Here is a 20,850-nt window from a genome sequence, read left to right on the forward strand (position 1 = left end):
TTAATCCTTTCCTAGCATTAATAAATCCAGTGTATGTAAAAGCAATCCTTTGTCACCTACATCACCGTGATCAGGTACTACTAATTTCATATTTTCATATCGTTTCAACACATTTTCAATTGATGTAGACCACTCATTTACATACGCATCAGCAACATTTCCTAAATCTTTCGAATCAGCTGATTTTACTAAACAACCTCCAGCTAAAATATTATATTATGGCAGCCATACGACAATATTATCTTCTGTATGCCCTTTCCCTGGATAAATTGTTTCTACTTTTATATTTCCAAACTTCATATTCGTAATCGTTTGTAAGTCTCCAAGCGGCTCTTCATACCCACTTTTCTTTGCTAGTTCAGCAGTTAAAGCCGTACTATGTGCTTTAATTCCGCCAATTCGATCTGCATGTGCATGTGTAATAATGACATCAGTTACTCGCTTTTGAAACTTCTCTTCTACCATCCCTATTAATTCTTTCGTTAACTTATCATCCCAAGAAGAGTCTACAAGCACTAAACCCTTAGAAGTATGTAAGACTAAACCATGTGAAGGAACTGCAACTCTGTTAAAATAACCTAACTCAGTATGAACCCATACATGTTTGTTTAGCTGAGAAATTGAAATTGTTCCTGCCTCATTTTTTATTACTTTCTGTTTCACCTTTTATTCTGCTTGTACTGGGGATATTGCAGTAGCAAATTGACTTGCTCCTAGTAAACTGACACATAGTCCTACTTTTAATAACGTGTTCTTCTTCATTCTCTCCATCCCCTTCAATATGATTTCCCGTATCGTTCAAACTCTTCCTCATTCCCGTAAAATACATTCAGGTCAATGTATTTTTCTTTCCCATTATACCCTCTTAATCTTCCACGGTTCGTGTATTGCCAAAACGTCCATTTTCTCTCATCAGATAAACTCGGCTTTGTAAGAACACTACGAATCCATATATCACATTCAGGATACGCATCTTTTATGTACAAATCATACGCCTCTTGAGTTGCATACAATATCACGTTCTTATCATAATATTTTTCTAACATTTTTATCATTACCGTCAACTCTTTCGTAACATCTTCACGCTTAGGAGGGTTGCCTTTTTTATCACCGTAAAACTCAACATCTATAACTGGTGGCAATGCTCGTTCATGTTTTGGAACAGTTCTTATGTATTGCTCTGCTTGCATTTCACCCTTACTATCAAAACTAAAAAAATGATACGCTCCTATACGTATATTTGTCTTATCCGCATTAGTCCAATTTTCCGAAAAGTACTCATCCACAAATGAGCTCCCTTCAGTAGCCTTTATAAACGCAAACTTCATATTCTGTTTTTCTAACTCTCTCCAATCTATCTCTCCTTGATAAGATGCGACATCTACACCTTTTACCTCATACTTATCCGCACTTAATTGATTCGGAATGAATATACCTTGAAAAACTAAGTAAGCGACAACACCTATTACACTTATTAAGGTAAGAGCCCCTCCTATAATAAATTTCTTTTTCATTCGTATCCCCCATCTTTAAACATTAAAATTCCACTTACCATTCACGCTCTTTATTAATCATCATTTTTTCTTCAAACGCCTTCTCTAAATCAATTTCTAATTTATTAGCTAAATCACATACATTCCAAATTACATCAAACATTTCTAAACCGATTTCTCTTTTCGGATCTTGTATTTTATCACGCTTTAATATAACTTCTGTTAATTCACCTAATTCCGCCATTGCATACATCGTACGCTCTTCGATTGTTGTATCTTGAAACCCTTTTTCTTTACTAAAACCTAATACATATTGCTGGAACTCCGAAATATTCATATTCGATCTCCTCCCATTTTATATGTGGATACTTCTATCTTTTCTATTATTCTCTCCTTCTATTAAAACTCACCTTTTTATTCCATTCACAACACTTCTCTTTATTTACTAGTGTATAATAAAGTTAATATTCCGTTTTATTAGAAGGGAGATACTATGAACTTATTAAGTAGAAATATATACGAGCAAATGAAACAATATTCTGTTGCCGGTTTAAGCCTTGCTGTTATACGTGATGGCAAACTAGACGAAGCGACAGCCTTCGGAACACTTGAATCTGGAACAACTAGAAATATTACTACAAATTCCATCCTCAATTCTTGTTCTATTAGCAAATTCATCATCGCAATGCTCGTACTAACATTGTCAGATCAAGAAATCGTACATTTAGATGAAGACGTAAATGATAGACTCACATCTTGGAATATCCCTACCAATCTATTTACTTCAAAGAAAAAAATCACTTTACGAAATTTATTAAGTCATCAATCTGGAATTACTGATCCTCCTAATAGTTTTGAACATTATACACTCGCAAAAGGACTACCTAAAATGTCCGAACTCCTTGCCGGTGATACATTATATTGCCCAGTACCTATTGAAGCAACTTATAAACCAGAAAGTGAATTTCACTACTCAGACGCAAACTTTTGTATAATCGAACAACTACTAGAAGATATTACAGGAAAATCATTTAGTCAGTTACTAGAAGAATTTATCTTCCAGCCACTACAAATGAAAAATAGTACACTCTTCTCTCCCGAGGACATAGATAAAACCAACGCTTTCGCTTGCGGACATAATAAGGATGGAACTGTAACAAATGAAAAGTATCCATTTTATCCATTCGCAGCTGCTTCAGGAATTTGGACAACACCATCCGATTTATCAACTTTAGTAATCGAACTCATTCATTCCTTGCAAGAAAATGGAAAACTAAAACTTTCTCAAAAAACAGTACAGGACATGATTTCTCCTCAAGGCTGCTCAAAATGGACTGGGTTAGGTGTTTTTCTAGATGATTCTAATGAAGACTTACAAATTTATTCACTTGGCTGGGGCGTTGGATTCCAATGTATGATGGTTTGTTATCCTTATAGAGGTAATGGGGCTGTTATTATGACAAATACAGACTTAGGTGTTCATCAAATGGAGGGCGTCATTGGTGAAGTTTTAAAAATGCTATCTTTATAATGAATTAGACATATATAAAGAAAGAAGCTGATCCCCAGCCTCTTTCTTTATATAACATTTTTCGCAACAATTTTTATATGTTCCGGCGCGATAATTTCCGTTATACTTTCTTGGAAATCTTCATGCAACAGTTCTTCAATATGTTCTAACTGCACTTCGACATGTGTACATTCTAAATTATGTATATTCAATAGTGCATAATGATCTTTTTTCTTAATTATTAAATATTGATTTTCTTCTGTTACGAGTACAGAACCCAATCGTACTCCTAATAGGCGTTGATCATCAAACTTCACAATCACTTCCCCTTTCTATTCCGAAATATAATTACTATGTAAAAAATCAAATTTTAGGAAATAACCCTTGTATAGACTATATCATAATTTACTAAAATATAAATATCATATTTTCTTTCAATGAAAATCTCCATTTTTTTATATTTCGATACAAAAAACTTTCTCAACATGAAAATATGAATTTTCAGTTTTTTATTCCGTAAAAATCTATTATAATAAGGCTAATAAATGATTGACCTCTCCTAATTCATGTACATATGGATGATCAGTAGTTGCTGCTACTGATCTATTTTTTTGATTTCAGAAAGCAAATACGCCGCATCCTTTCCTACGCCACAAATAAGCGCAGACCCCCTTTGAGATTGCCACGGTAAACCGATATAATACAATCCTCTTACTGGACTTATTCCCTTTACATGATTAGGAAATCCATTCTCATTCACTGCATTTTCTATTTCAATCCATTTATAATCTTGAGCAAAACCAGTTGACCATATAATACTTTGTGCACTATACGTGTCACCATTTTGAAACGTAATATTATTTCCTGATGCACTTACCACTTTTTCTTGTATTTTTATTGCTCCATTACGAATAAGTTCCTTACCTTCAAAACCAAAAATGGGGTCCTTTTTCCCCTGAAACCACCTTCCCCTCTTTGTATTTATTTCGGCATACAATAAACCCGTTTTTTCTAGCCAATAAAAAATACTTTTTCCTAATAGTTGTAACGGTAAAAACGTTAAAGGATGACTGATAGCCATTGTAACTTCATGAGTTTTTGCAAGTTCTACTGCTATTTGCATTCCTGAATTCCCACCACCTACTACAAGTGCCTTTCCCTTTGGAACTTGCGATGGTGACTTGTATTGTGATGAATGTATTTGAAAAATTTGTGATGAAAGATGTTGTGAAAATGAGGGGATGAATGGTTGTTGAAAACCACCTGATGCGATAATAACTTTTTTCGATTGTAAAATTTCTGTAGGAGTGTGTAATTCAAATATTTCTTTCTCTGTCCTTATTTTTAAAACTTCAGTTTGCAATTGTACGGGTAATTGAAAATGCCTTGCATATTCTTCTAAATAATTTGCAATCTCATCTTTATATGGAAACCCGTTTTCCTCTCCTATTAATACCATACCTGGCAAGCTACTATATATCCTTGGTGTAAAAAGTTGTAGTGATTCATAGCGTTCTTTCCATGAGTCACCAATCCGGTTTCCCACCTCAATTAATAAAAAATTATATCCTTCCTGCCTCAAATAGTATCCCATTGCTAATCCAGCTTGACCAGCTCCAACGATAATTATATCTTTCACTCCAATCCCTCCTTCTCACAAACACATGAATACATGTTCATATATTCATGTGTTTCCGTAATCATAACATTTTATTTTTATATAATTCAATATTTATCCAAAAATAAAAAGAGCAGCTCACTATAAAGTAAACTCCCCCTTCATTCTACCTTCCCAGTCCTTAAAGCTCTAGCCCAATCATGCCTTTCCTGTTGAACAGCTACTCGAGCAGCTCCTTCCCAATTATAAGGTACTGAAATTTGTTCAATTATCCATTCTCCCAACATTTTTTCTATCACTACATATTTTGCATGCGGTGTTCCCGATTCCATTTTATGCACAACCGGTAGCTCATCTTTGTATGCCGGAAGTCCTACACTCCCCGGATTTATAATGACCTTTCCATTTGTTAAATAAACAACTCTAGGAATATGCGTATGGCCACATATTATTATTTTTTGTTCAATATTTTGGAGTTGATCCATTATAATTTTTTCATTCTTTAATACCGCACCATTTTCACCTATCTCTTCTAATAAATACACCTCATCTGAAATCGGTGTACCATGACAAAATAAAATATCGTCTACAATAAATTGTGAAGGATGTTGTTTTAACCAATCTATATGATTATTTGTTAATTGATTTTGAACAAAAGTTAGTGTAGTAGATTGCTCTTGTATAGGTTCCCAAAGCATGCGATCACAATTGCCCTTAATATGTATCATCTCGCTACTCATTAATATTTCAATTGTCCCTAACGGATCTAACGGCCCATACACACTATCACCTAAATTTATTATCATTTCGACCTTGCGACGTGCAATATCTTTTAATACCGCTTTTAAAGCGTGACTATTTCCATGAACATCTGAAATTATAGCTATTTTCATCTAAATCCCCACTTTAATATATTATTTATCCCTCTGCTTATTTATAAACATCCGCCGCCAATTCCCTCAAAACATCTACATTCATCACTTCAAAGCAACCATTATTTTTCTTTATAATCTCTTTATCACAAAACGTATTCAATGTGCGTAATAAATGCCGATAACTCGTTCCTAACAATTCAGCTGTTTCCGTTAAATTCCCACTAAATACAATTCTGTTTCCGTGCTGAACCGCTCTTTCCCCTGCTGCTAACATGTAACTCGCAAGTCGATTTTCAAGTGGATATAGTAAATTAATTGTACTATTTTTTGAAAGTCTATTTAATTTGTGAGCTAATGATCCACAAATACATCTTAAAAATTTCGCATCATGAAATAATTGGTTTCTCACTTTTCCTAAAGGTAGGCCAACACAATAAGAATCTGCCATTACTTGTACGTTTGAAGTAATTCTTTGAGAGTGAATTAACTCAACATCTCCTAGTAACTGCAAACTATCATAAAAACATAGTAATACAGATTTCCCGTTACTTAATGTGTTAAATGCTTTTGCTTTTCCTTCAACAAAAAAATATAAATAGTCTATCTCCTCATTTTCCCTGCAAATGAACTCATTCTTTTTAAAAAATATAAGTTCCATATACGGCTTCATATCACTACTAAAAAATGAATCAATATTATTTCGCTTCATATACTCTGCTAATTTATTAGAATTACATACTTTCTTCATATTCCCCCGCCTTTACAACTACTCCCTATTGTAATCAAAATTTTCTTCTTCCACTATGACATATGTCATAGTAATACACAATTTCAGCGTGATACAGTCATTACAAATACGAAATTTAAAGGGGATATTACATTGTATAACTTTCTTTCTGTCTTTATTGGTGTGCTCATTGCCATTATGCTCCCATTGAACGGGATTTTATCTGAAATAATCGGTAATTATACAGCGAGTGTTGTCATTCACCTTGTCGGTTTAATAGCAGTTATTTTTGTTTTAATCATTAACAAAAATAAAATCCATTTTGATAAAGGCATTCCACTTTTTTTATATAGCGCTGGAGCGATTGGAGTATTCACTGTTCTTTTTAACAACATAAGTTTCTCCGTCCTTGGTGCCTCTATTACCATCGCATTAAGTTTACTCGGTCAATCCATTGCTTCAATAGTTATTGATCATTTCGGTTTATTAGGAATGAAAGTCTCGAAGTTTGAAAAGAAAAAACTAATTGGATTATTATTTATCTCTTCTGGAATTATAATCATGACAATTTATTAATGGGGGTAAGAAAATGTTATATATTTGTATCGCTATTTTAGCTGGTGTTTCTATCGTTGTTGCTAGAATTATTAACGCGAATTTAGCAAAGAAAATTGGAAATTGGGAAGGTACATTTTTCAATTATATTACTGGATTATTTTTCTCTATGTTATTTTTAATTTTCAGTTCAGATTCATTGTATATTTCTAGTCATACGTTGCAGTCGATTCCTATCGTTGTATACTTAGGTGGATTAGTAGGTGTTATCGTCATTTCATTATCAAACTATATTACTCCTAAAATATCAGCATTTTATTTAACGTTACTCATCTTTATCGGACAACTGTTTACTGGGACTATTATTGATTTCTTCTTGTCACACGAACTCTCAATGGGCAAAGTTGTCGGTGGAATTTTCGTATTAATAGGGCTCACTTACAATTTACTCGTTGATCGCCCTATAAAAACTGTGAAGCATAACCACGTTCAACTATAATACTTTACGCTTACCTATCATATATTAATAGAAAAACTCTTCACACGAAGTAATAGAGAGGAGAATATCCTATTAAGAAAATCATTTTACTGCTAGGTAGTGCATTGATTATTTTTGGAATCGTATGGTTTTTCAACTCTGGAAAATCTATTCAAGATTTCTATACAGCAAGTAAACCAAAGAAGAAAGCTACTATTATTTCAACCCAAAGAGATCCTAATGAGCCCCCTGTTTTTTTAGGAAAACAGGAAATAAAAGATATACACGTAGAGTCAATTAAAACAAAAAAATCTATCTTTCTTACAAAGACAGATGAGTTGAAAACATTTATTAAAGGTATGGACACAGCAAAAAAAGGCGATTTAACGCTAGATGAAGAAGGCTCTGATTTAGTAGATTGTAACATGTGGATTACTTTCCAAGATGGAACTTATAAACAATATTTAATTTGGATAGTAGATAACAACAGTAGTGAAGTGATGATTGCTCATCAAAACACTCCTGATGATTTAAACCTTACTTATTATCAATTAAATGAAGGCAATTCAAAAAAAGTATATAGCTTATTCAAGAAAATCATTTAATAGTGCATATAAAAAAGTCATGAGCTAACGAGCTCATGACTTTTTTATGCATTATCACAAATACTCTGGGAACACTTTACAGTCCTTTTCCTGCTCTATATCATGCCCAAAGAAAATAATTGGGTTCTCTTTCACAACAACATCTTTTAAACGTTTTATTGAAGATAAAGCTAATTCCGGATCAAATCCAGCAAACGGTACTTCATCTTCAAAGTTTTCTTTCGTATATGATGCATCAATCGTTAGTAATACTGGACCTGATTTTTCCGTCTCAATTAATAGTGACTGATGCCCTGGCGAATGTCCCGGTGTATACAATAATTGAACACCTGGTACTACTTCATAATCCCCTTCAATAATTTTGTAGTTTAAATTCGGTAATATACATTCTTTCAAATATTCTTCTCTATGCTGCGCCGCCTCATATTCAGCACGCTGTACAATAATAGGTGTATTCGTAAAAGCGCCATTTCCTCCCGCATGATCAAAATGCAAGTGGGAACTAATAATATACAGAAGATCTTCTGGCACATACCCTGCACGTTTTAAAATATTCACGATTCTATCTTCTTCAGTCATTTTCGGTAAAATCTGCCCTTCAACAAATGTACCGTTAAAAAGACCTTCATTATTAACCGCACTTTCTGGCATACCTGTATCTACTAAAATAGGCCCTTCTTCCGTCTCCAAAAGATAACACCAAACCGGCAAGTCTAATAGTTTCCCTGGAGTTAAAGTACTGTTAACAGACGAATGATCCAACATACAACGACCTGCTGGGACGAAATAAAGCTTCTTTACTGTCATTATGTATCCACCTTTACATTTAGTTTGGGATAAAGTAATACAGTAAAGCATTCCGCCTGTTAGGAATAAACTCCTTCTCTTCTTTCATTGTTTCAACTATTTTTTCAGGTTGTTCACAAATTCTTCATTACAGCATTACTTATCAGTTTTTAATTTCCGAATAACAAAAAACAATAAAACAGCCGTGATATAACATATAGCAATTCCTACAAAACTAATGCTAAATCCATTTTGTTGAATAGCCATAACTTTTAAAACATCTAAATTTAATACGTGACCAATTAACGAATACATAATGATAATTGCCATTACGATGAAAGAATCGCTTTTGCTTAGTTTTGCTGTCACTAGTCATTCACCTCGCATTGTTTTCTATACCGATTGCGCATTATTTATCAGAATTTTAAAACTAAACAAACGACAGCATAAAAAGGAGTCTACTTTTTTACATAACGACACATTACCCACTATAATAAAAAAGAATAGACTCTTACTTTAATGGAGGGAATAGAAATGAAAGCAATTGGTTTACATGAATACTTACCTATTGAAGAAGAAAACAGTTTGATTGATGTTGAAGTTGAAAAACCTGTTGCTACAGGAAGAGATATACTCGTTAAAGTTAACGCGATTTCCGTTAACCCAGTTGATACAAAAGTTCGCTCACCGAAAGATAAAAAAGAAGACGCACCGAAAATACTCGGCTGGGATGCTAGTGGTATTGTCGTACAAACTGGCGAAGGTTGTACATTATTTAAAGAAGGCGATGAAGTATTTTACGCTGGAAGCATTACGAGACAAGGTACATATAGTGAATACCATTTAGTTGATGAAAGAATTGTTGGTAAAAAACCAAAAACTTTAACTGACGCTGAATCTGCAGCACTTCCTTTAACAGCTATTACAGCGTGGGAAGGTTTGTTTGAACGTTTAGGGATTGATTATAATAAGAAAGATGAGAATTCATTTAAAAATATTTTAATTATCGGGGGAGCTGGTGGTGTTGGCTCAATTGCTATTCAACTCGCAAAATGGGCTGGACTGAATGTAATCGCAACCGCATCTCGCAGTGAAACCATTCACTGGGTTGAAAAATTCGGTGCCGATTATATAGTTAACCATCACCAACCTTTAAAAGATCAAATATTAGAATTTGGGCTAAAAGATGTAGATTATATCTTCTGCTTAAATAATACAGATCAACATTGGCACGCGATGGGTGATATCATTAAACCACAAGGAAAAATTTGCTCTATCGTAGAAAATGAATACCCTCTTGAGATGGGGATTTTAAAAAGTAAAAGTGCTACATTCGTTTGGGAGTTTATGTTTACAAAAGCGATGTATGAAACTGGTGATATGATTACACAGCACGAACTTTTAAATAAAGTAAGCGAGCTATTAGATGAAGGTATTCTTCAAACAACTTTAAACGATACGCTAACACCGATCAATGCAGAAAACCTTAAAAAGGCACATGCATTGCTTGAGAGTGGACGTACAATTGGGAAGATTGTATTAGAGGAATTTTAATTATGTAACACATTTTTAAACAGTACGACAGTAATTAAAATTATATCGGCGATTTTCAGTATATATCGATTTACCGACAAAAACTGACAACTCTAATATTCTTATAATAAAAAGATGCTGTCCCAAATTTTTTTTGGACAGCATCTTTTTCATTCTCTCTATTTACTTGAAATCTCTTGATCATTTTGAACGTCTAACGGTACACGCTTCCCTATTCCGAAAGCATAGAAACTAATTGTTACAATAGCCAAGAAAACAATACCTACAATTAGTGAAATACGAGTATCATCGTTAAACCACATACCGATTAACACCATAATTAAAAAGGCAATCGTTAAATAGTTTGTAACAGGAGCAAATGGCATTTTGAATGGATGATCTTTCATCGCTGCTCCCTTTTCTTTTCTAAAACGAATTTGACTAATTAAAATAACAAACCATGGTACCATACCAGGAAGGACACTCGCACTATATACATATACGAATAAGTTTTTTGGTGCAATATAACTTAAAACAACACCAACCGCTAAACCGATAATTACACCAACTGTACCGAACAAAGGAACACCGTTACTAGAAATCTTCGTAAAGTATTTCGGTGCTTGTCCATTTACACCTAACGTATAAAGCATACGTCCAGCACTATAAATACCACTATTACAACCAGACATTGCCGCTGTAATAACAACGAAGTTAATAAGTCCAGCTGCTGCCGTAATACCAACCTTCGCAAAAGTTGCGACGAATGGACTACCAATTGAACTTAATTGATCCCAAGGATACACCGTTACAATCACGAAAATAGCACCAATATAGAAAATTAATATACGCCAAATTGTGCTTTGAATTGCTCTTGTAAGTGTCTTCTTCGGATCTTTCGCTTCACCAGCAGTAATCCCGATTAATTCCACACCTTGATATGCCCCAACTACAAGTGATAGTGCAAAGAAGAATCCTGAAAAACCACCTGTAAAGAAACCGCCGTTTGCCCAAAGATTAGATATGCCGATTGCTTCTCCACCGTTACCAATTCCGAAGAAAATAAGACCGAACCCCGCAATAATCATTAATAAAATCGTAACGATTTTAATCATCGCAAACCAAAATTCAAATTCACCAAATGACTTAACAGAAATTAAATTAGCTGCACCAAGAATAACCATTGCGATAACACCTGGTATCCAAGCTGGTAAATCTGGGAACCAATATTGCATATACGCTCCAACCGCGATAATCTCTGACATCCCAACGATAACCCACTGGAACCAGTTACTCCACGCTGTCATATAACCTGCTAACGGGTGTATATACTTATGACCGAACGTCGCAAATGAACCTGTACTTGGCTCCATATACAACATTTCTCCCATGGCACGCATAATGAAGAAGATAAAAATACCAGCGATTGCATATGCAAGCATTACTGACGGACCTGTCCATTTAATCGTGCTGGCTGACCCCATAAACAAACCAACACCAATCGTTCCGCCTAAAGCAATCATTTGAATATGACGTGCTTCTAAACCTCGTTTCAATTCTTTGTTTGCCACTTCACTTCCCCCTCTTAGATGATTCATAGCCGCATTTTAAAGCAAGATGCTGTACCCTAATTCCTCTTTGGTCTGAAAATGATGAGACGAGTATCATTTTTAGCGCACTTAAAAGTTGTTCTTTACTTTTTATTAAGTCGTAAAAGCCTCTTCATTTTCCTCCCTTTTTACAATTATAAAATTGTAAAATTGCTTATTTTATAATAATTCATTTATCTGAAAAATACAATTACTTTTTCTGGTAGATTATTATATACAAATCGAATACAATCCATTACTATATTAGTAACTAAAAACATAAATTCAATATTATTGAAAAATAAAGGTTTTTTTCCAAAACCCTCTATTAAATAATAAACTATTGTAACGCATTTTTATTCAACAAAACCTTAACTATCTCTCCCCTGTAAACTCCTTTTCGTTTCATTCACTTTATCCCTGCACGTTGTTTTTCTTTAATTATTTCTCAAAGGACCTGCTCATTCATTATAAAAACATAAAGTAATGTAAAACCGTTAAAACAAAAGAGTGAAATTACTAGCTCTTTTACTAGAATGTTGAAAAACAAGATCTGGAAGACTATTGTTTTTTTGTTATTTTTTCTTTTTCCCATCCCCGTCTTCATCTTCAGCTACTAAAACCTTCTGTTCCTCGTGAAATTCTGAAATTGTTTGACCGGTAATATTATCGAATGGAGTATAGAAAGAAGTTATATTTTTCTTTTTAATAAATAATTTATAGAAGCCAATTATCACTAAGATAACAATTGTTAGCGGTAATCCTATAATAGCCATAAGTAAAGGATCCATGGTTAACCTCCTTTTTATATCTAGTTTAGAATACATGATTATTTCTGAACCAAGTTTACGATATGCAAAAAAATAAGCAAAATAAAACATAGAAATTCTCCTAGTATATACATTTCAATGTATGGCTTACTTTTTCCTAAATGAAAGCTTATTTTTCACTTCCAATAACGGGAATTATGTAAAAAAGCTAGCAGGGATCTAGCTTTTTCTTTTTTTGTCCACGATGCTCTAACCTATTTATTTGTTGTGTTTTGAATGCATACTTTTGTTATGTATTTTGAGGATATTAGGGGATTTGGTGAGGGGTCAATGTTTTCAGGGATTTGAATATAAACTAATATTTAAAAGTTTACATTCAATATTATCATAAGGAATTATTTCATATTAGAGGGTACTTTAAAGTCTTAGCTTGATGGCAATGTGTCGGGACCCCACATGCCCATCAAGTTAAGAAATCCATTCTTCCCCAAAACGAAAAAAAATGAATTGAATTCTCATAAATAACCGTAGGGATATAAAATTTTCGTTTTGGAGATATTTCAAAATCTTAGCTTGATGGATACCATTCGTTATCAAGAGTTTATTTTTAAAATTTATACAAACAAATAATATAAAAAAAGCTAATCGTCTATTTATATTTTTTAGATAGACGATTAGCTTTTTGATTTTTAAAGATACTATATTTAGTCGATCTTTAATTGTTTCAATAAATCCTTAATTTCCTTTAAGTCACCTTCTATACGGTGAAGATGACTTTGCATATCATCAATCTCTTGCTCTGCTTTATAATTAATCGCAAAATCAATGACAGATTCGTGCTTGTCACGCGCCGCTTGACGGTTCTGACTCATCATAATAACAGGAGCCTGAAACGCTGCTATAAAAGATAAACATAAGTTCAATAAAATGAATGGCGGAGCATCAAAATGTGCTCCTTTTGTGATAGACAGGCTATTCCAAATAATCCAGACACCAAGAAACAATGCAAACCAGGTGATGAATCGCCAGCTACCTCCAAATTGGGCAATTTTATCAGCTAGTCGATCTGCCCACTTTGTTCGTTGGATATATGCACTATCAAGTTGACGAAGAATTTCTGACTCGTAACGATCTACAAGTCGGTCAATACGTGTTAAGCTTTCTTGGTTTAAGTCAATATCAAAGCCTTGGATTTTCGTAGCTTCTTTTTTTGATCCTTTAATTTGATTCCAAATTTTTTGTACCATTGTACAAACCTCCTCACTTATAGAGGAAGTCATCTTTCCAAAATTCACATGAAGCGGTAACTATTTCTATAGGGTAATCCGCTTCGAATATTCAGTTGTATGACTGCCTCTGATGTCGATTCTATATCCGACTCTCCTATACTCGGATTACTCATAAAACAGTTCCACCTCACCTTTTTTAAAATCCTTTCTCATTATATGTTATCTTGTCTCTTCTGACTATGCGATTATTGAAAACTACATTTTAATTATCTTACATTGTCATATAAAGAAAACTCATATAAACAACGGTTTATGAATACACCCTTGATTATATATTTCCATCATGCTTTAAGTAACCTTGCTGTTTAGTAAATAATTTTTCTTCAATTCTTTTTATCTAACCCACTCATTTTTCATTACTTTAAAATACAGCTTTTCAAATCCCCTAAAATACTTACTGTAAACGCCTAACGTTTCAATATATGTATTTATAACTTCGCTTAAATCAAAATGAACACCATCTTTAGCTAAGTCATAGCTATCATCCAGACTATATAAACCAAAATATTCATCTTCCCAATACAACCCCATTGCCATCAAGCTAGAAGTTTATAGTACCCCCAGAATGAGATTTTGTCCTAACTTGTAATAAAAAGCTCATTTTTTCATTTTGAGGTGGATTTGTTTTTGGGTGTAACTTGTTTTCTTAAGTTGATGGCGATGTGACGAGACCCCATAATAAAAAGGTAGGAACATTTTGTACATATCAAATATGTTCCTACCTTTGATTTTATTGAGTTTAACATCTATGACCTAAATATAAACGATTAATTCCCCCTTTTACGTAAAGGAGGAATTATTATGGGATATGGTGGTAGTTGCGGTGGATTCAGTTGCTAAAAAAAGACACTCTTATGAGTGTCTTTTTTTATGCATTCATTTTAGATTGTAATACTACTTATATTATTTTAAGTATTACCGTCCTAGGTTTCGCTACATATCCATCAGGCTAATAAATTCAAATAACCCGAAACGAAAAGATTGACATCTCCAACAGAAAGATTTGATATCTTTATAACCCCATATATATACCCCCATCCATATGGATAGGGGGTACATATATAGCATCATTCTTTACTTAATACTTTCTAATTCCCATTGGTGATAATTACCCGGTGAAGTTGTATGCTCAGATCTTAAAACACGCTCACCAGCACCCACAAGCGGGGCAATACCGTTATCTGCAACAGAACTAGTCCACTGATTTTCTCTAGATGTTATATAATTAGAATCAGATTTTATATAGAAGTTCTTCTGATTAGTAAGCTTGTCTAATTTAATAGCAGATTTATTGTGTTCAGTATCTAACCAACTATAGTCATAACCATTTCCAATGTTTAAATACTGATAATTACTATGACTACTATTCGTGAACTTAAGAAATACTTCTTCATCTTTTTTGAATGGTTCTTCAGGTTTAGATTTCCCTTTTCTTTCAATCAATACTGGTGTTGCTTGAATGTCTGGTCCATGTATTGCTTGTTGGATAGGACCGAGTCTCAATCCATCCCAATTATTCCCCTTAAGTGAAAAATGTACATATCTCCCATTAATTGATTGGCTTAAAGTACCAGCGCTCCAAGATTCGTTTACACCGTTAGCGAAGTTAGTAGCTGATTTCAAATAATACTGTTTTCCTTCTACTATAGGTTCTCCCGAATTATCTACTACTAATTTATCGATAGCTTCTAGATAGCTTTTATTTGAAACAAGAGGCGTGAAGACTTCTGTTTTATTGTCTTTTGCATCAATGAGTTCAAACTTTGCCTGATATTCCCCAAGAGATGCACGGTTTACTGCTATGTCTACAGGTTCATTTTCTTTAGATTCATACACATTTGAATTCTGATTTCGAACTAATGTTACCTTTTGGCTCTCACCTTTTTTATTACGAACCGTAACAAATATTTCTTCACCCAAATTAAATATCCCTGGTATAACCGATGCGTAAATCTTTTTCTTGCTATAATCATAACTGCTATATGATAGCGTTGGTTGTAGTGCACGATTATCAAAGAAACCAAGGTTCTTACCTCGTTCTAAAAGAGTCCGACTCGGACCATAACGAACTCGGTCTTCGTTTAGGCGACCATTTACTACATAATTCGCTACCCAACCTTTATCAGCTATCCCAGTATGTGCAAAGAATTCGTCTAGTGAAAGATTATGATTAATGTTAGCAGGCCTTTCCTTGCCCGTTCTTGGTGTATAGACTCTATATTTTGGTATAGAACCGTAGTTTGTTTCTACTAATGTAGTAGAAGCATTTACATTTGATGCAAAATGCGACCAATCTCCTAAATTTACAAATTGTCCATCTTTCATTGTATACACATTCATCGTACTAGTAGGCAAGACTTCAATAGAAAGGGGTGCCCCTTGTTCTACTGCTTTTAATTCATCCAGTGTTAGGGAAATTTTCACATCCGCTTGACCTTCTATACTATCCATTAGAATTTCAGTTTTATTGTTTCCACCTTTTGCTGTAGTTAACAAGTTGGCTTTATAACGATCTTGTGTTGCCTTTACAGTATTAATAATTTTATTTCCTAATCGAATGTTAAAGTGCGGTGAAACATCTCCAGCAGATGCAGTACCCGTATTTTTATATTCTAGATGAAGTCTCACATTTGCTGCTTTAGATGAATCAACAGTGGTTGCTGTCGACCAGTCAAAGCTATTAGAGATGCTTTCTGTTTCTGTTTTTGTATTGGAATAACCATACCCCACGTTTATCGATCCCTTACCCGATGGTACAGGACCCGCTGCTGATCCTTCAGCACCACCTTCACCAGCTAAACCAACATTAAAAGAATGTTGTACAGATAAGCTTTTTTCCCAAGTATTAGTACGGGACTCACCATTTGAATCTGTAATACTAGCAACAGGAGTAATATCGATACGTTTTACAGCAATTTGCAGATTTGGTACATTCGCGATCATGGGGTTAAAATCTATATCAGAATCACTATCATAATGCTCCACTTCATAGCTATCTGTAAAAGGGTCTCCATCTGAGTTTGCACTCTTAGGATTTGTTATAAATCTCTTTTTCCCAAAGTCTTGCACTAGGTCATATAACTGGGCTTCATTTTTCCCTGTCTTTTCATTAAATACAATTTTAAATCCTTTTTCTTCCACATCATTAGGAATACCATCTTCGTCCCAATCATTATTTTCCTGAGGCTCTTCCATAATCATGACTCCCTTTTTTCCAGAATCACCATAGATTATATTCTGTCCTTCCTTTAAATTTGTATCTTCTTTAAAGGTTTCCACTTTTCCGTCTTGTTCAGGCTTTGTTTCAGCTAAAACAGGGGCTGTTATCGTCAATGCCATAGTTAAACTACTTACTGCACCAAGTATTGGCTTTAATTTTTTCATCTTAGTTTTCCTCCATATTTCCTATACGTGTTTGAACATCTACTAGTAAGATTGATTTCATAATATCTCACAAGTCTTTCATTTCTCTTTCGCAAATGTTACAAAAGTCTTTCACAAATCTTTTTTCTTTATCATTTCCCGACAGAAAACTCCCACCTCAAGGAATGGGTAGGACATGGTCCAATGAGTAGGTGGGAGCTGAATGGCGGTTAGGCAAAAGCCTAAAGGTTCTTCTTGGTGAAGAATCAGTATAAGGTACCGGTATCGTAATCAGTTCGTTCCTATAGAAAGAAAATGTTGCAGCTCCGAGGCATTTTTACATCTACGAAATTGTTTCATTGTAAAAGTTCTTTCATTTGTATATTTTTTTGAAAGGGACAGAGGACTTTCGATAAAAAAGAAGAAATGATACGCGATCAGTATTTTTTTGCTATATCATGAAAAAGATTGTAAACAAATAAAAAAAGGAAGTGAGGTGAAAAACGGTGCTTACCCATAGAGCGTATCAGTTTCGGATCTATCCTAGTGTAGAACAAAAAATAGCTATTACGAAAACAATTGGTTGTTCACGTTTTGTATTTAACTACTTTTTGGAAAAGTGGAATGATAGATATAAAGAAACAGGAAAAGGGTTATCCTATGGCACTTGTTCTTCGCAATTACCTACTCTCAAAAAAGAATTTGTATGGCTAAAAGAAGTGGACAGTATCGCTCTTCAATCTTCTCTTCACAACCTCGCTGAATCGTATGCAAGATTCTTCAAAAAACAAAACAAAGCTCCTCGGTTTAAATCGAAAAACAATAAAGTCCAATCCTATACAACGAAACATACAAATGGAAACATTGCGATTATAGATAATAAATTGAAGTTACCGAAACTTGGTCTTGTCAAATTTGTCAAAAGTCGTGAGGTAGAAGGCCGAATTTTGAGTGCTACTGTCAGAAGGAATCCAAGTGGAAAATATTTTGTCTCGATTCTTGCTGAAGCAGAAGTACAAGAATTACCGAAGACCGATTCCACTGTTGGTATAGATGTTGGTGTGAAAAACTTTGCCATTCTTTCAACAGGTGAGGTATTCGGTAATCCAAAATGGTTTCGGGTATTAGAAATGATATAAATGGTTCTGTCGCAGCATTTCTTAACACATAGAAAGGCGAGGAAATTGCAGAAACGAATTTTACAAATCATATCCTCACCAAAAAAAGGAAGAAGAAATTTTCTATGCTTGCTCCCTGTTTTACTTTGCTATTTAATAAATTGTAAATCTGATAGGTGACAAAAATAAAAGGAACACTACTTTTTTAAAGTTGTGTTCCTTTTATTGATAAACTATTTAATTATAAAAGATAAAACCCCTATAATTATACATGCAATTCCGCTTAAGAATTGTCCCAGTCCCGCTGTTTCTCCTAAAATAAAGAAATTAAAATATAATCACCTTCGATACAGTCATCTTACTATATATATCTTTCAATTCATTTTCGTAAATGTTACAAAAGTCTTTCAACCGCCTCATTTCTTCTCTGATGTAACAGGAAGAGTAAACCAAAATTCACATCCCTGTTTCCCGTCTTGGCGATCCCGAACACCAATTTGTCCTTTATGCAGTTCAACTAGCGACTTTGCAATGGCTAAACCAAGCCCAGAACCTCCGGATTGTGAACTTCTTGATGGATCCGTTCTAAAGAAACGGTCAAATATACGCAATTGATCATCTGGAGAAATCCCTTCTCCTTCATCACACAAAGTGAATTGAACTTGCTGTTTCTGTTTATTTTCCTCGACAATTAATTCGATTGTTCCACATGTAGGAGAATGCCGAATCGCGTTATGCAACAAATTATTGATAACTCGCGCTATTTTACATGGCATAATCCAAATTCGTGGTAATGTCTCAGAAACGTGCAATTGCAAATCAATCTCTTTATCTTGCAATAAGATAGCATGTGAATCTATTACTTTTAATAGAATGCTATCTACATGTATTAAGCTTGGATGAAAAACTTCTTGTCCAAGTTCTAACTTAGAAAGATCAAATAAGTCATTAATTAATCCACTTAATCGTTGTATATCATTTAGGATTGTCTTTAAATATTGTTGTTTCATATCAGGGTCTTCAATTAATCCATCTTGTAACGCTTCTATCATCAATTGTATGCTAGCCATGGGAGTTCGTAGATCGTGGGAAATATTCGCAATCAGCTCTGTACGTGCTTTTTCTCCTTTTTCTAATTTAGCAAAACTTTCGTTTAGTTTTTTGGCCATTTCTTGAAAAGCTTCCGCTAATTCTTTAAACTCTTCCGGCTCTTTCCCTATTATGTACATCGTTCCAAATTGTCTATCACTAAATTGTTTGGTTAAGGCAATTAAATTTTGAATAGATCTCATAATAGGGCGTGTCATTAACCAGTAAATAATCGTAGAAATAATCATGGCTACAATTACAATTACTATTAATAATCGTGTCTGTTCTGGTCTAAGTAACATTTGCCTTTCACTGTACCATATAGAAATTACCATGATACCCGTGCTTAATAAATTCATCAATAAAAGTTGATATCGTAACTTCATTTATCGTTTCCTCCAGCTGGTTCAAAACAATAACCGATGCCCCAAACCGTATGAACCCAACGGTTCTTTGTTGTATGCTTCTCCAATTTCTCACGTAAACGACTCATTAATACAGTTACTGCATTTGTGCAACCTTCATACTCAAATCCCCAAATTTGTTCAAGAAGTTGGGACCGTGAAAACACCTGTTTAGGATGTTTTGCCATGAGATACAGCACCTCAAACTCTTTCACCGTTAGCTCTATTTCATATTGACAAACAAATACACGTCTTTTCGTTGGATCAATTTTCAAATCTAGAAACTCTATCATTCCTGATGCGGGCTCTATTCCTTGAGGTGTTACTTGACTTCCTCTTCTTAATATAATTTGTACCCTTAATACTAATTCACGAGGTGAAAAGGGTTTTGTTACATAATCATCCGCTCCCATTGTTAATCCTAAAATCCGCTCTCTTTCTTCTCCTCTCGCGGTTAACATAATAATCGGCACATTGGAATGTTGGCGAATTTCCTCACACAGTTCCCATCCATCTTTTTCTGGCATCATCAAATCTAAAATAATTAAATCTGGTTGAAATTGTTGAAATACATTCCATCCTTCTGTTCCGTTCACAGCAGTGTATACTTCATACCCTTCTCTTTCTAAGTACCGTTTACATATCTCCCGTATATTATCTTCATCTTCTATAATTGCAATTCTTGTTTTCATACATTAAATCTCCTCTATTCCTTCATCAATGGCGAATGATATAAAATCAATGTTCGTAAGCTTATCTTAGTTTATATACATTGCATTTTTCTTTCAAAAATATAACAAAACCCTTTCACAAATATCATAAAAAATTATCACTCAAGTAAAAAAGTTTCTTTTTCTATAGCTGAGAAAAAGAAACTTTTCACTTTTTAGATATACATGCAACTTAACCTAAATGGTATTTAGGGCAAGCTTCTTTTCCCTAAATTATTTTTTTATCTTCCGTTACATTATGAATTATCAATCTAACTTTTTAAGTGAATTTTGAAAGGAGCCTCTTACTTCTATACATAAAATATAACGTCTACTGA

The 20,850-nt window shown here is 34.0% G+C and carries 19 protein-coding genes and 3 pseudogenes; 6 read left to right on the forward strand and 16 right to left on the reverse strand.

What is annotated here, in order from left to right:
* From bla to ACTFQM_RS12455, 3 genes and pseudogenes are all read right to left on the reverse strand, one after another.
* Positions 1-762, reverse strand: a pseudogene (gene bla, locus ACTFQM_RS12445) (subclass B1 metallo-beta-lactamase).
* A gap of 14 nt (positions 763-776) precedes the next feature.
* Complete coding sequence (locus ACTFQM_RS12450; RefSeq protein WP_440034554.1) at positions 777-1,514, reverse strand: glycoside hydrolase family 25 protein; 738 nt, start codon at positions 1,512-1,514, stop codon at positions 777-779.
* A gap of 34 nt (positions 1,515-1,548) precedes the next feature.
* Positions 1,549-1,830 (reverse strand): MazG nucleotide pyrophosphohydrolase domain-containing protein, encoded by a 282-nt coding sequence (locus tag ACTFQM_RS12455; RefSeq protein ID WP_440034556.1) that lies wholly within the window; start codon positions 1,828-1,830, stop codon positions 1,549-1,551.
* A gap of 156 nt (positions 1,831-1,986) precedes the next feature.
* Here ACTFQM_RS12455 and ACTFQM_RS12460 point away from each other — a divergent pair, with 156 nt between their 5' ends.
* Positions 1,987-3,024, forward strand: a complete 1,038-nt coding sequence (locus tag ACTFQM_RS12460; RefSeq protein ID WP_440034558.1) for a serine hydrolase domain-containing protein — start codon at positions 1,987-1,989, stop codon at positions 3,022-3,024.
* Positions 3,025-3,071: 47 nt separating this feature from the next.
* On the opposite strand, the gene ACTFQM_RS12465 is transcribed toward ACTFQM_RS12460, so the two are convergent.
* The 4 genes from ACTFQM_RS12465 to yeiL form a co-directional block, all read right to left on the reverse strand.
* Positions 3,072-3,320 (reverse strand): hypothetical protein, encoded by a 249-nt coding sequence (locus ACTFQM_RS12465; protein WP_427288146.1) that lies wholly within the window; start codon positions 3,318-3,320, stop codon positions 3,072-3,074.
* A gap of 278 nt (positions 3,321-3,598) precedes the next feature.
* Positions 3,599-4,642: a flavin-containing monooxygenase gene (locus ACTFQM_RS12470; RefSeq protein WP_440034560.1), complete on the reverse strand. Its 1,044-nt coding sequence runs from the start codon at positions 4,640-4,642 to the stop codon at positions 3,599-3,601.
* Between the two features lie 140 nt (positions 4,643-4,782).
* On the reverse strand, positions 4,783-5,514 hold the full coding sequence (locus tag ACTFQM_RS12475) for a metallophosphoesterase family protein (protein ID WP_440034562.1): 732 nt from the start codon (positions 5,512-5,514) through the stop codon (positions 4,783-4,785).
* A 37-nt stretch (positions 5,515-5,551) separates the two neighbouring features.
* Entirely contained in the window at positions 5,552-6,244 is a 693-nt protein-coding gene (gene yeiL / locus ACTFQM_RS12480) for a transcriptional regulator YeiL (protein ID WP_440034564.1), read from the reverse strand.
* A 132-nt stretch (positions 6,245-6,376) separates the two neighbouring features.
* Here yeiL and ACTFQM_RS12485 point away from each other — a divergent pair, with 132 nt between their 5' ends.
* The 3 genes from ACTFQM_RS12485 (at position 6,377) to ACTFQM_RS12495 (ending at position 7,861) form a co-directional block, all read left to right on the forward strand.
* Positions 6,377-6,799, forward strand: coding sequence for a DMT family transporter (locus tag ACTFQM_RS12485; protein ID WP_440034565.1), 423 nt, complete (start codon positions 6,377-6,379; stop codon positions 6,797-6,799).
* A 13-nt stretch (positions 6,800-6,812) separates the two neighbouring features.
* A complete protein-coding gene (locus ACTFQM_RS12490; RefSeq protein WP_440034567.1) occupies positions 6,813-7,277 on the forward strand; it encodes a DMT family transporter in 465 nt (154 codons plus the stop codon).
* 104 nt (positions 7,278-7,381) lie between these two features.
* A complete protein-coding gene (locus ACTFQM_RS12495; RefSeq protein WP_440034568.1) occupies positions 7,382-7,861 on the forward strand; it encodes a hypothetical protein in 480 nt (159 codons plus the stop codon).
* Between the two features lie 54 nt (positions 7,862-7,915).
* Here ACTFQM_RS12495 and aiiA read toward each other — a convergent pair whose 3' ends face one another.
* Both aiiA and ACTFQM_RS12505 read right to left on the reverse strand, forming a co-directional pair.
* Entirely contained in the window at positions 7,916-8,668 is a 753-nt protein-coding gene (gene aiiA / locus ACTFQM_RS12500) for a quorum-quenching N-acyl homoserine lactonase AiiA (RefSeq protein WP_440034570.1), read from the reverse strand.
* Between the two features lie 135 nt (positions 8,669-8,803).
* Positions 8,804-9,016, reverse strand: a complete 213-nt coding sequence (locus ACTFQM_RS12505; RefSeq protein ID WP_440034571.1) for a hypothetical protein — start codon at positions 9,014-9,016, stop codon at positions 8,804-8,806.
* 165 nt (positions 9,017-9,181) lie between these two features.
* Here ACTFQM_RS12505 and ACTFQM_RS12510 point away from each other — a divergent pair, with 165 nt between their 5' ends.
* Positions 9,182-10,201: a zinc-binding alcohol dehydrogenase family protein gene (locus tag ACTFQM_RS12510; RefSeq protein ID WP_440034572.1), complete on the forward strand. Its 1,020-nt coding sequence runs from the start codon at positions 9,182-9,184 to the stop codon at positions 10,199-10,201.
* A 158-nt stretch (positions 10,202-10,359) separates the two neighbouring features.
* Here the strand turns inward: ACTFQM_RS12510 and ACTFQM_RS12515 are convergent, their stop codons facing one another.
* From ACTFQM_RS12515 to ACTFQM_RS12535, 5 genes and pseudogenes are all read right to left on the reverse strand, one after another.
* A complete protein-coding gene (locus ACTFQM_RS12515) occupies positions 10,360-11,751 on the reverse strand; it encodes an amino acid permease (protein ID WP_440034574.1) in 1,392 nt (463 codons plus the stop codon).
* 593 nt (positions 11,752-12,344) lie between these two features.
* On the reverse strand, positions 12,345-12,560 hold the full coding sequence (locus ACTFQM_RS12520) for a DUF3951 domain-containing protein (protein ID WP_440034576.1): 216 nt from the start codon (positions 12,558-12,560) through the stop codon (positions 12,345-12,347).
* Between the two features lie 683 nt (positions 12,561-13,243).
* Positions 13,244-13,786, reverse strand: coding sequence for a DUF1003 domain-containing protein (locus ACTFQM_RS12525; RefSeq protein ID WP_265623632.1), 543 nt, complete (start codon positions 13,784-13,786; stop codon positions 13,244-13,246).
* 375 nt (positions 13,787-14,161) lie between these two features.
* Positions 14,162-14,350 (reverse strand): annotated as a pseudogene (locus tag ACTFQM_RS12530) (protein kinase); the annotation flags it as partial.
* Between the two features lie 552 nt (positions 14,351-14,902).
* On the reverse strand, positions 14,903-17,212 hold the full coding sequence (locus tag ACTFQM_RS12535; RefSeq protein ID WP_440034578.1) for a binary toxin-like calcium binding domain-containing protein: 2,310 nt from the start codon (positions 17,210-17,212) through the stop codon (positions 14,903-14,905).
* Between the two features lie 485 nt (positions 17,213-17,697).
* On the opposite strand from ACTFQM_RS12535, the pseudogene ACTFQM_RS12540 reads away from it, so the two are divergent.
* Positions 17,698-18,321: pseudogene (locus ACTFQM_RS12540) on the forward strand (RNA-guided endonuclease TnpB family protein); the annotation flags it as partial.
* 404 nt (positions 18,322-18,725) lie between these two features.
* Here ACTFQM_RS12540 and ACTFQM_RS12545 read toward each other — a convergent pair.
* Together ACTFQM_RS12545 and ACTFQM_RS12550 are read right to left on the reverse strand one after the other, a co-directional pair.
* Positions 18,726-19,784 (reverse strand): sensor histidine kinase, encoded by a 1,059-nt coding sequence (locus ACTFQM_RS12545; RefSeq protein ID WP_440034580.1) that lies wholly within the window; start codon positions 19,782-19,784, stop codon positions 18,726-18,728.
* Positions 19,781-20,494, reverse strand: a complete 714-nt coding sequence (locus ACTFQM_RS12550; protein ID WP_440034582.1) for a response regulator transcription factor — start codon at positions 20,492-20,494, stop codon at positions 19,781-19,783. Before ACTFQM_RS12550 ends, ACTFQM_RS12545 begins: the two co-directional genes overlap by 4 nt.
* Positions 20,495-20,850 lie beyond the last annotated feature (356 nt).

Origin of the sequence: Bacillus cereus group sp. MYBK30-2 (assembly GCF_051915945.1) — a bacterium.
GTDB lineage: Bacteria > Bacillota > Bacilli > Bacillales > Bacillaceae_G > Bacillus_A > Bacillus_A paramycoides.

What these genes read in the sequence shown, in the direction of transcription:
- ACTFQM_RS12450 (WP_440034554.1), bottom strand. Translation starts at nt 1,514, where the DNA reads ATGAAAAAGAAATTTATTATAGGAGGGGCTCTTACCTTAATAAGTGTA.
- ACTFQM_RS12455 (WP_440034556.1), bottom strand. Translation starts at nt 1,830, where the DNA reads ATGAATATTTCGGAGTTCCAGCAATATGTATTAGGTTTTAGTAAAGAA.
- ACTFQM_RS12460 (WP_440034558.1), top strand. Translation starts at nt 1,987, where the DNA reads ATGAACTTATTAAGTAGAAATATATACGAGCAAATGAAACAATATTCT.
- ACTFQM_RS12475 (WP_440034562.1), bottom strand. Translation starts at nt 5,514, where the DNA reads ATGAAAATAGCTATAATTTCAGATGTTCATGGAAATAGTCACGCTTTA.
- yeiL (WP_440034564.1), bottom strand. Translation starts at nt 6,244, where the DNA reads ATGAAGAAAGTATGTAATTCTAATAAATTAGCAGAGTATATGAAGCGA.
- ACTFQM_RS12490 (WP_440034567.1), top strand. Translation starts at nt 6,813, where the DNA reads ATGTTATATATTTGTATCGCTATTTTAGCTGGTGTTTCTATCGTTGTT.
- aiiA (WP_440034570.1), bottom strand. Translation starts at nt 8,668, where the DNA reads ATGACAGTAAAGAAGCTTTATTTCGTCCCAGCAGGTCGTTGTATGTTG.
- ACTFQM_RS12510 (WP_440034572.1), top strand. Translation starts at nt 9,182, where the DNA reads ATGAAAGCAATTGGTTTACATGAATACTTACCTATTGAAGAAGAAAAC.
- ACTFQM_RS12520 (WP_440034576.1), bottom strand. Translation starts at nt 12,560, where the DNA reads ATGGATCCTTTACTTATGGCTATTATAGGATTACCGCTAACAATTGTT.
- ACTFQM_RS12525 (WP_265623632.1), bottom strand. Translation starts at nt 13,786, where the DNA reads ATGGTACAAAAAATTTGGAATCAAATTAAAGGATCAAAAAAAGAAGCT.
- ACTFQM_RS12535 (WP_440034578.1), bottom strand. Translation starts at nt 17,212, where the DNA reads ATGAAAAAATTAAAGCCAATACTTGGTGCAGTAAGTAGTTTAACTATG.
- ACTFQM_RS12545 (WP_440034580.1), bottom strand. Translation starts at nt 19,784, where the DNA reads ATGAAGTTACGATATCAACTTTTATTGATGAATTTATTAAGCACGGGT.
- ACTFQM_RS12550 (WP_440034582.1), bottom strand. Translation starts at nt 20,494, where the DNA reads ATGAAAACAAGAATTGCAATTATAGAAGATGAAGATAATATACGGGAG.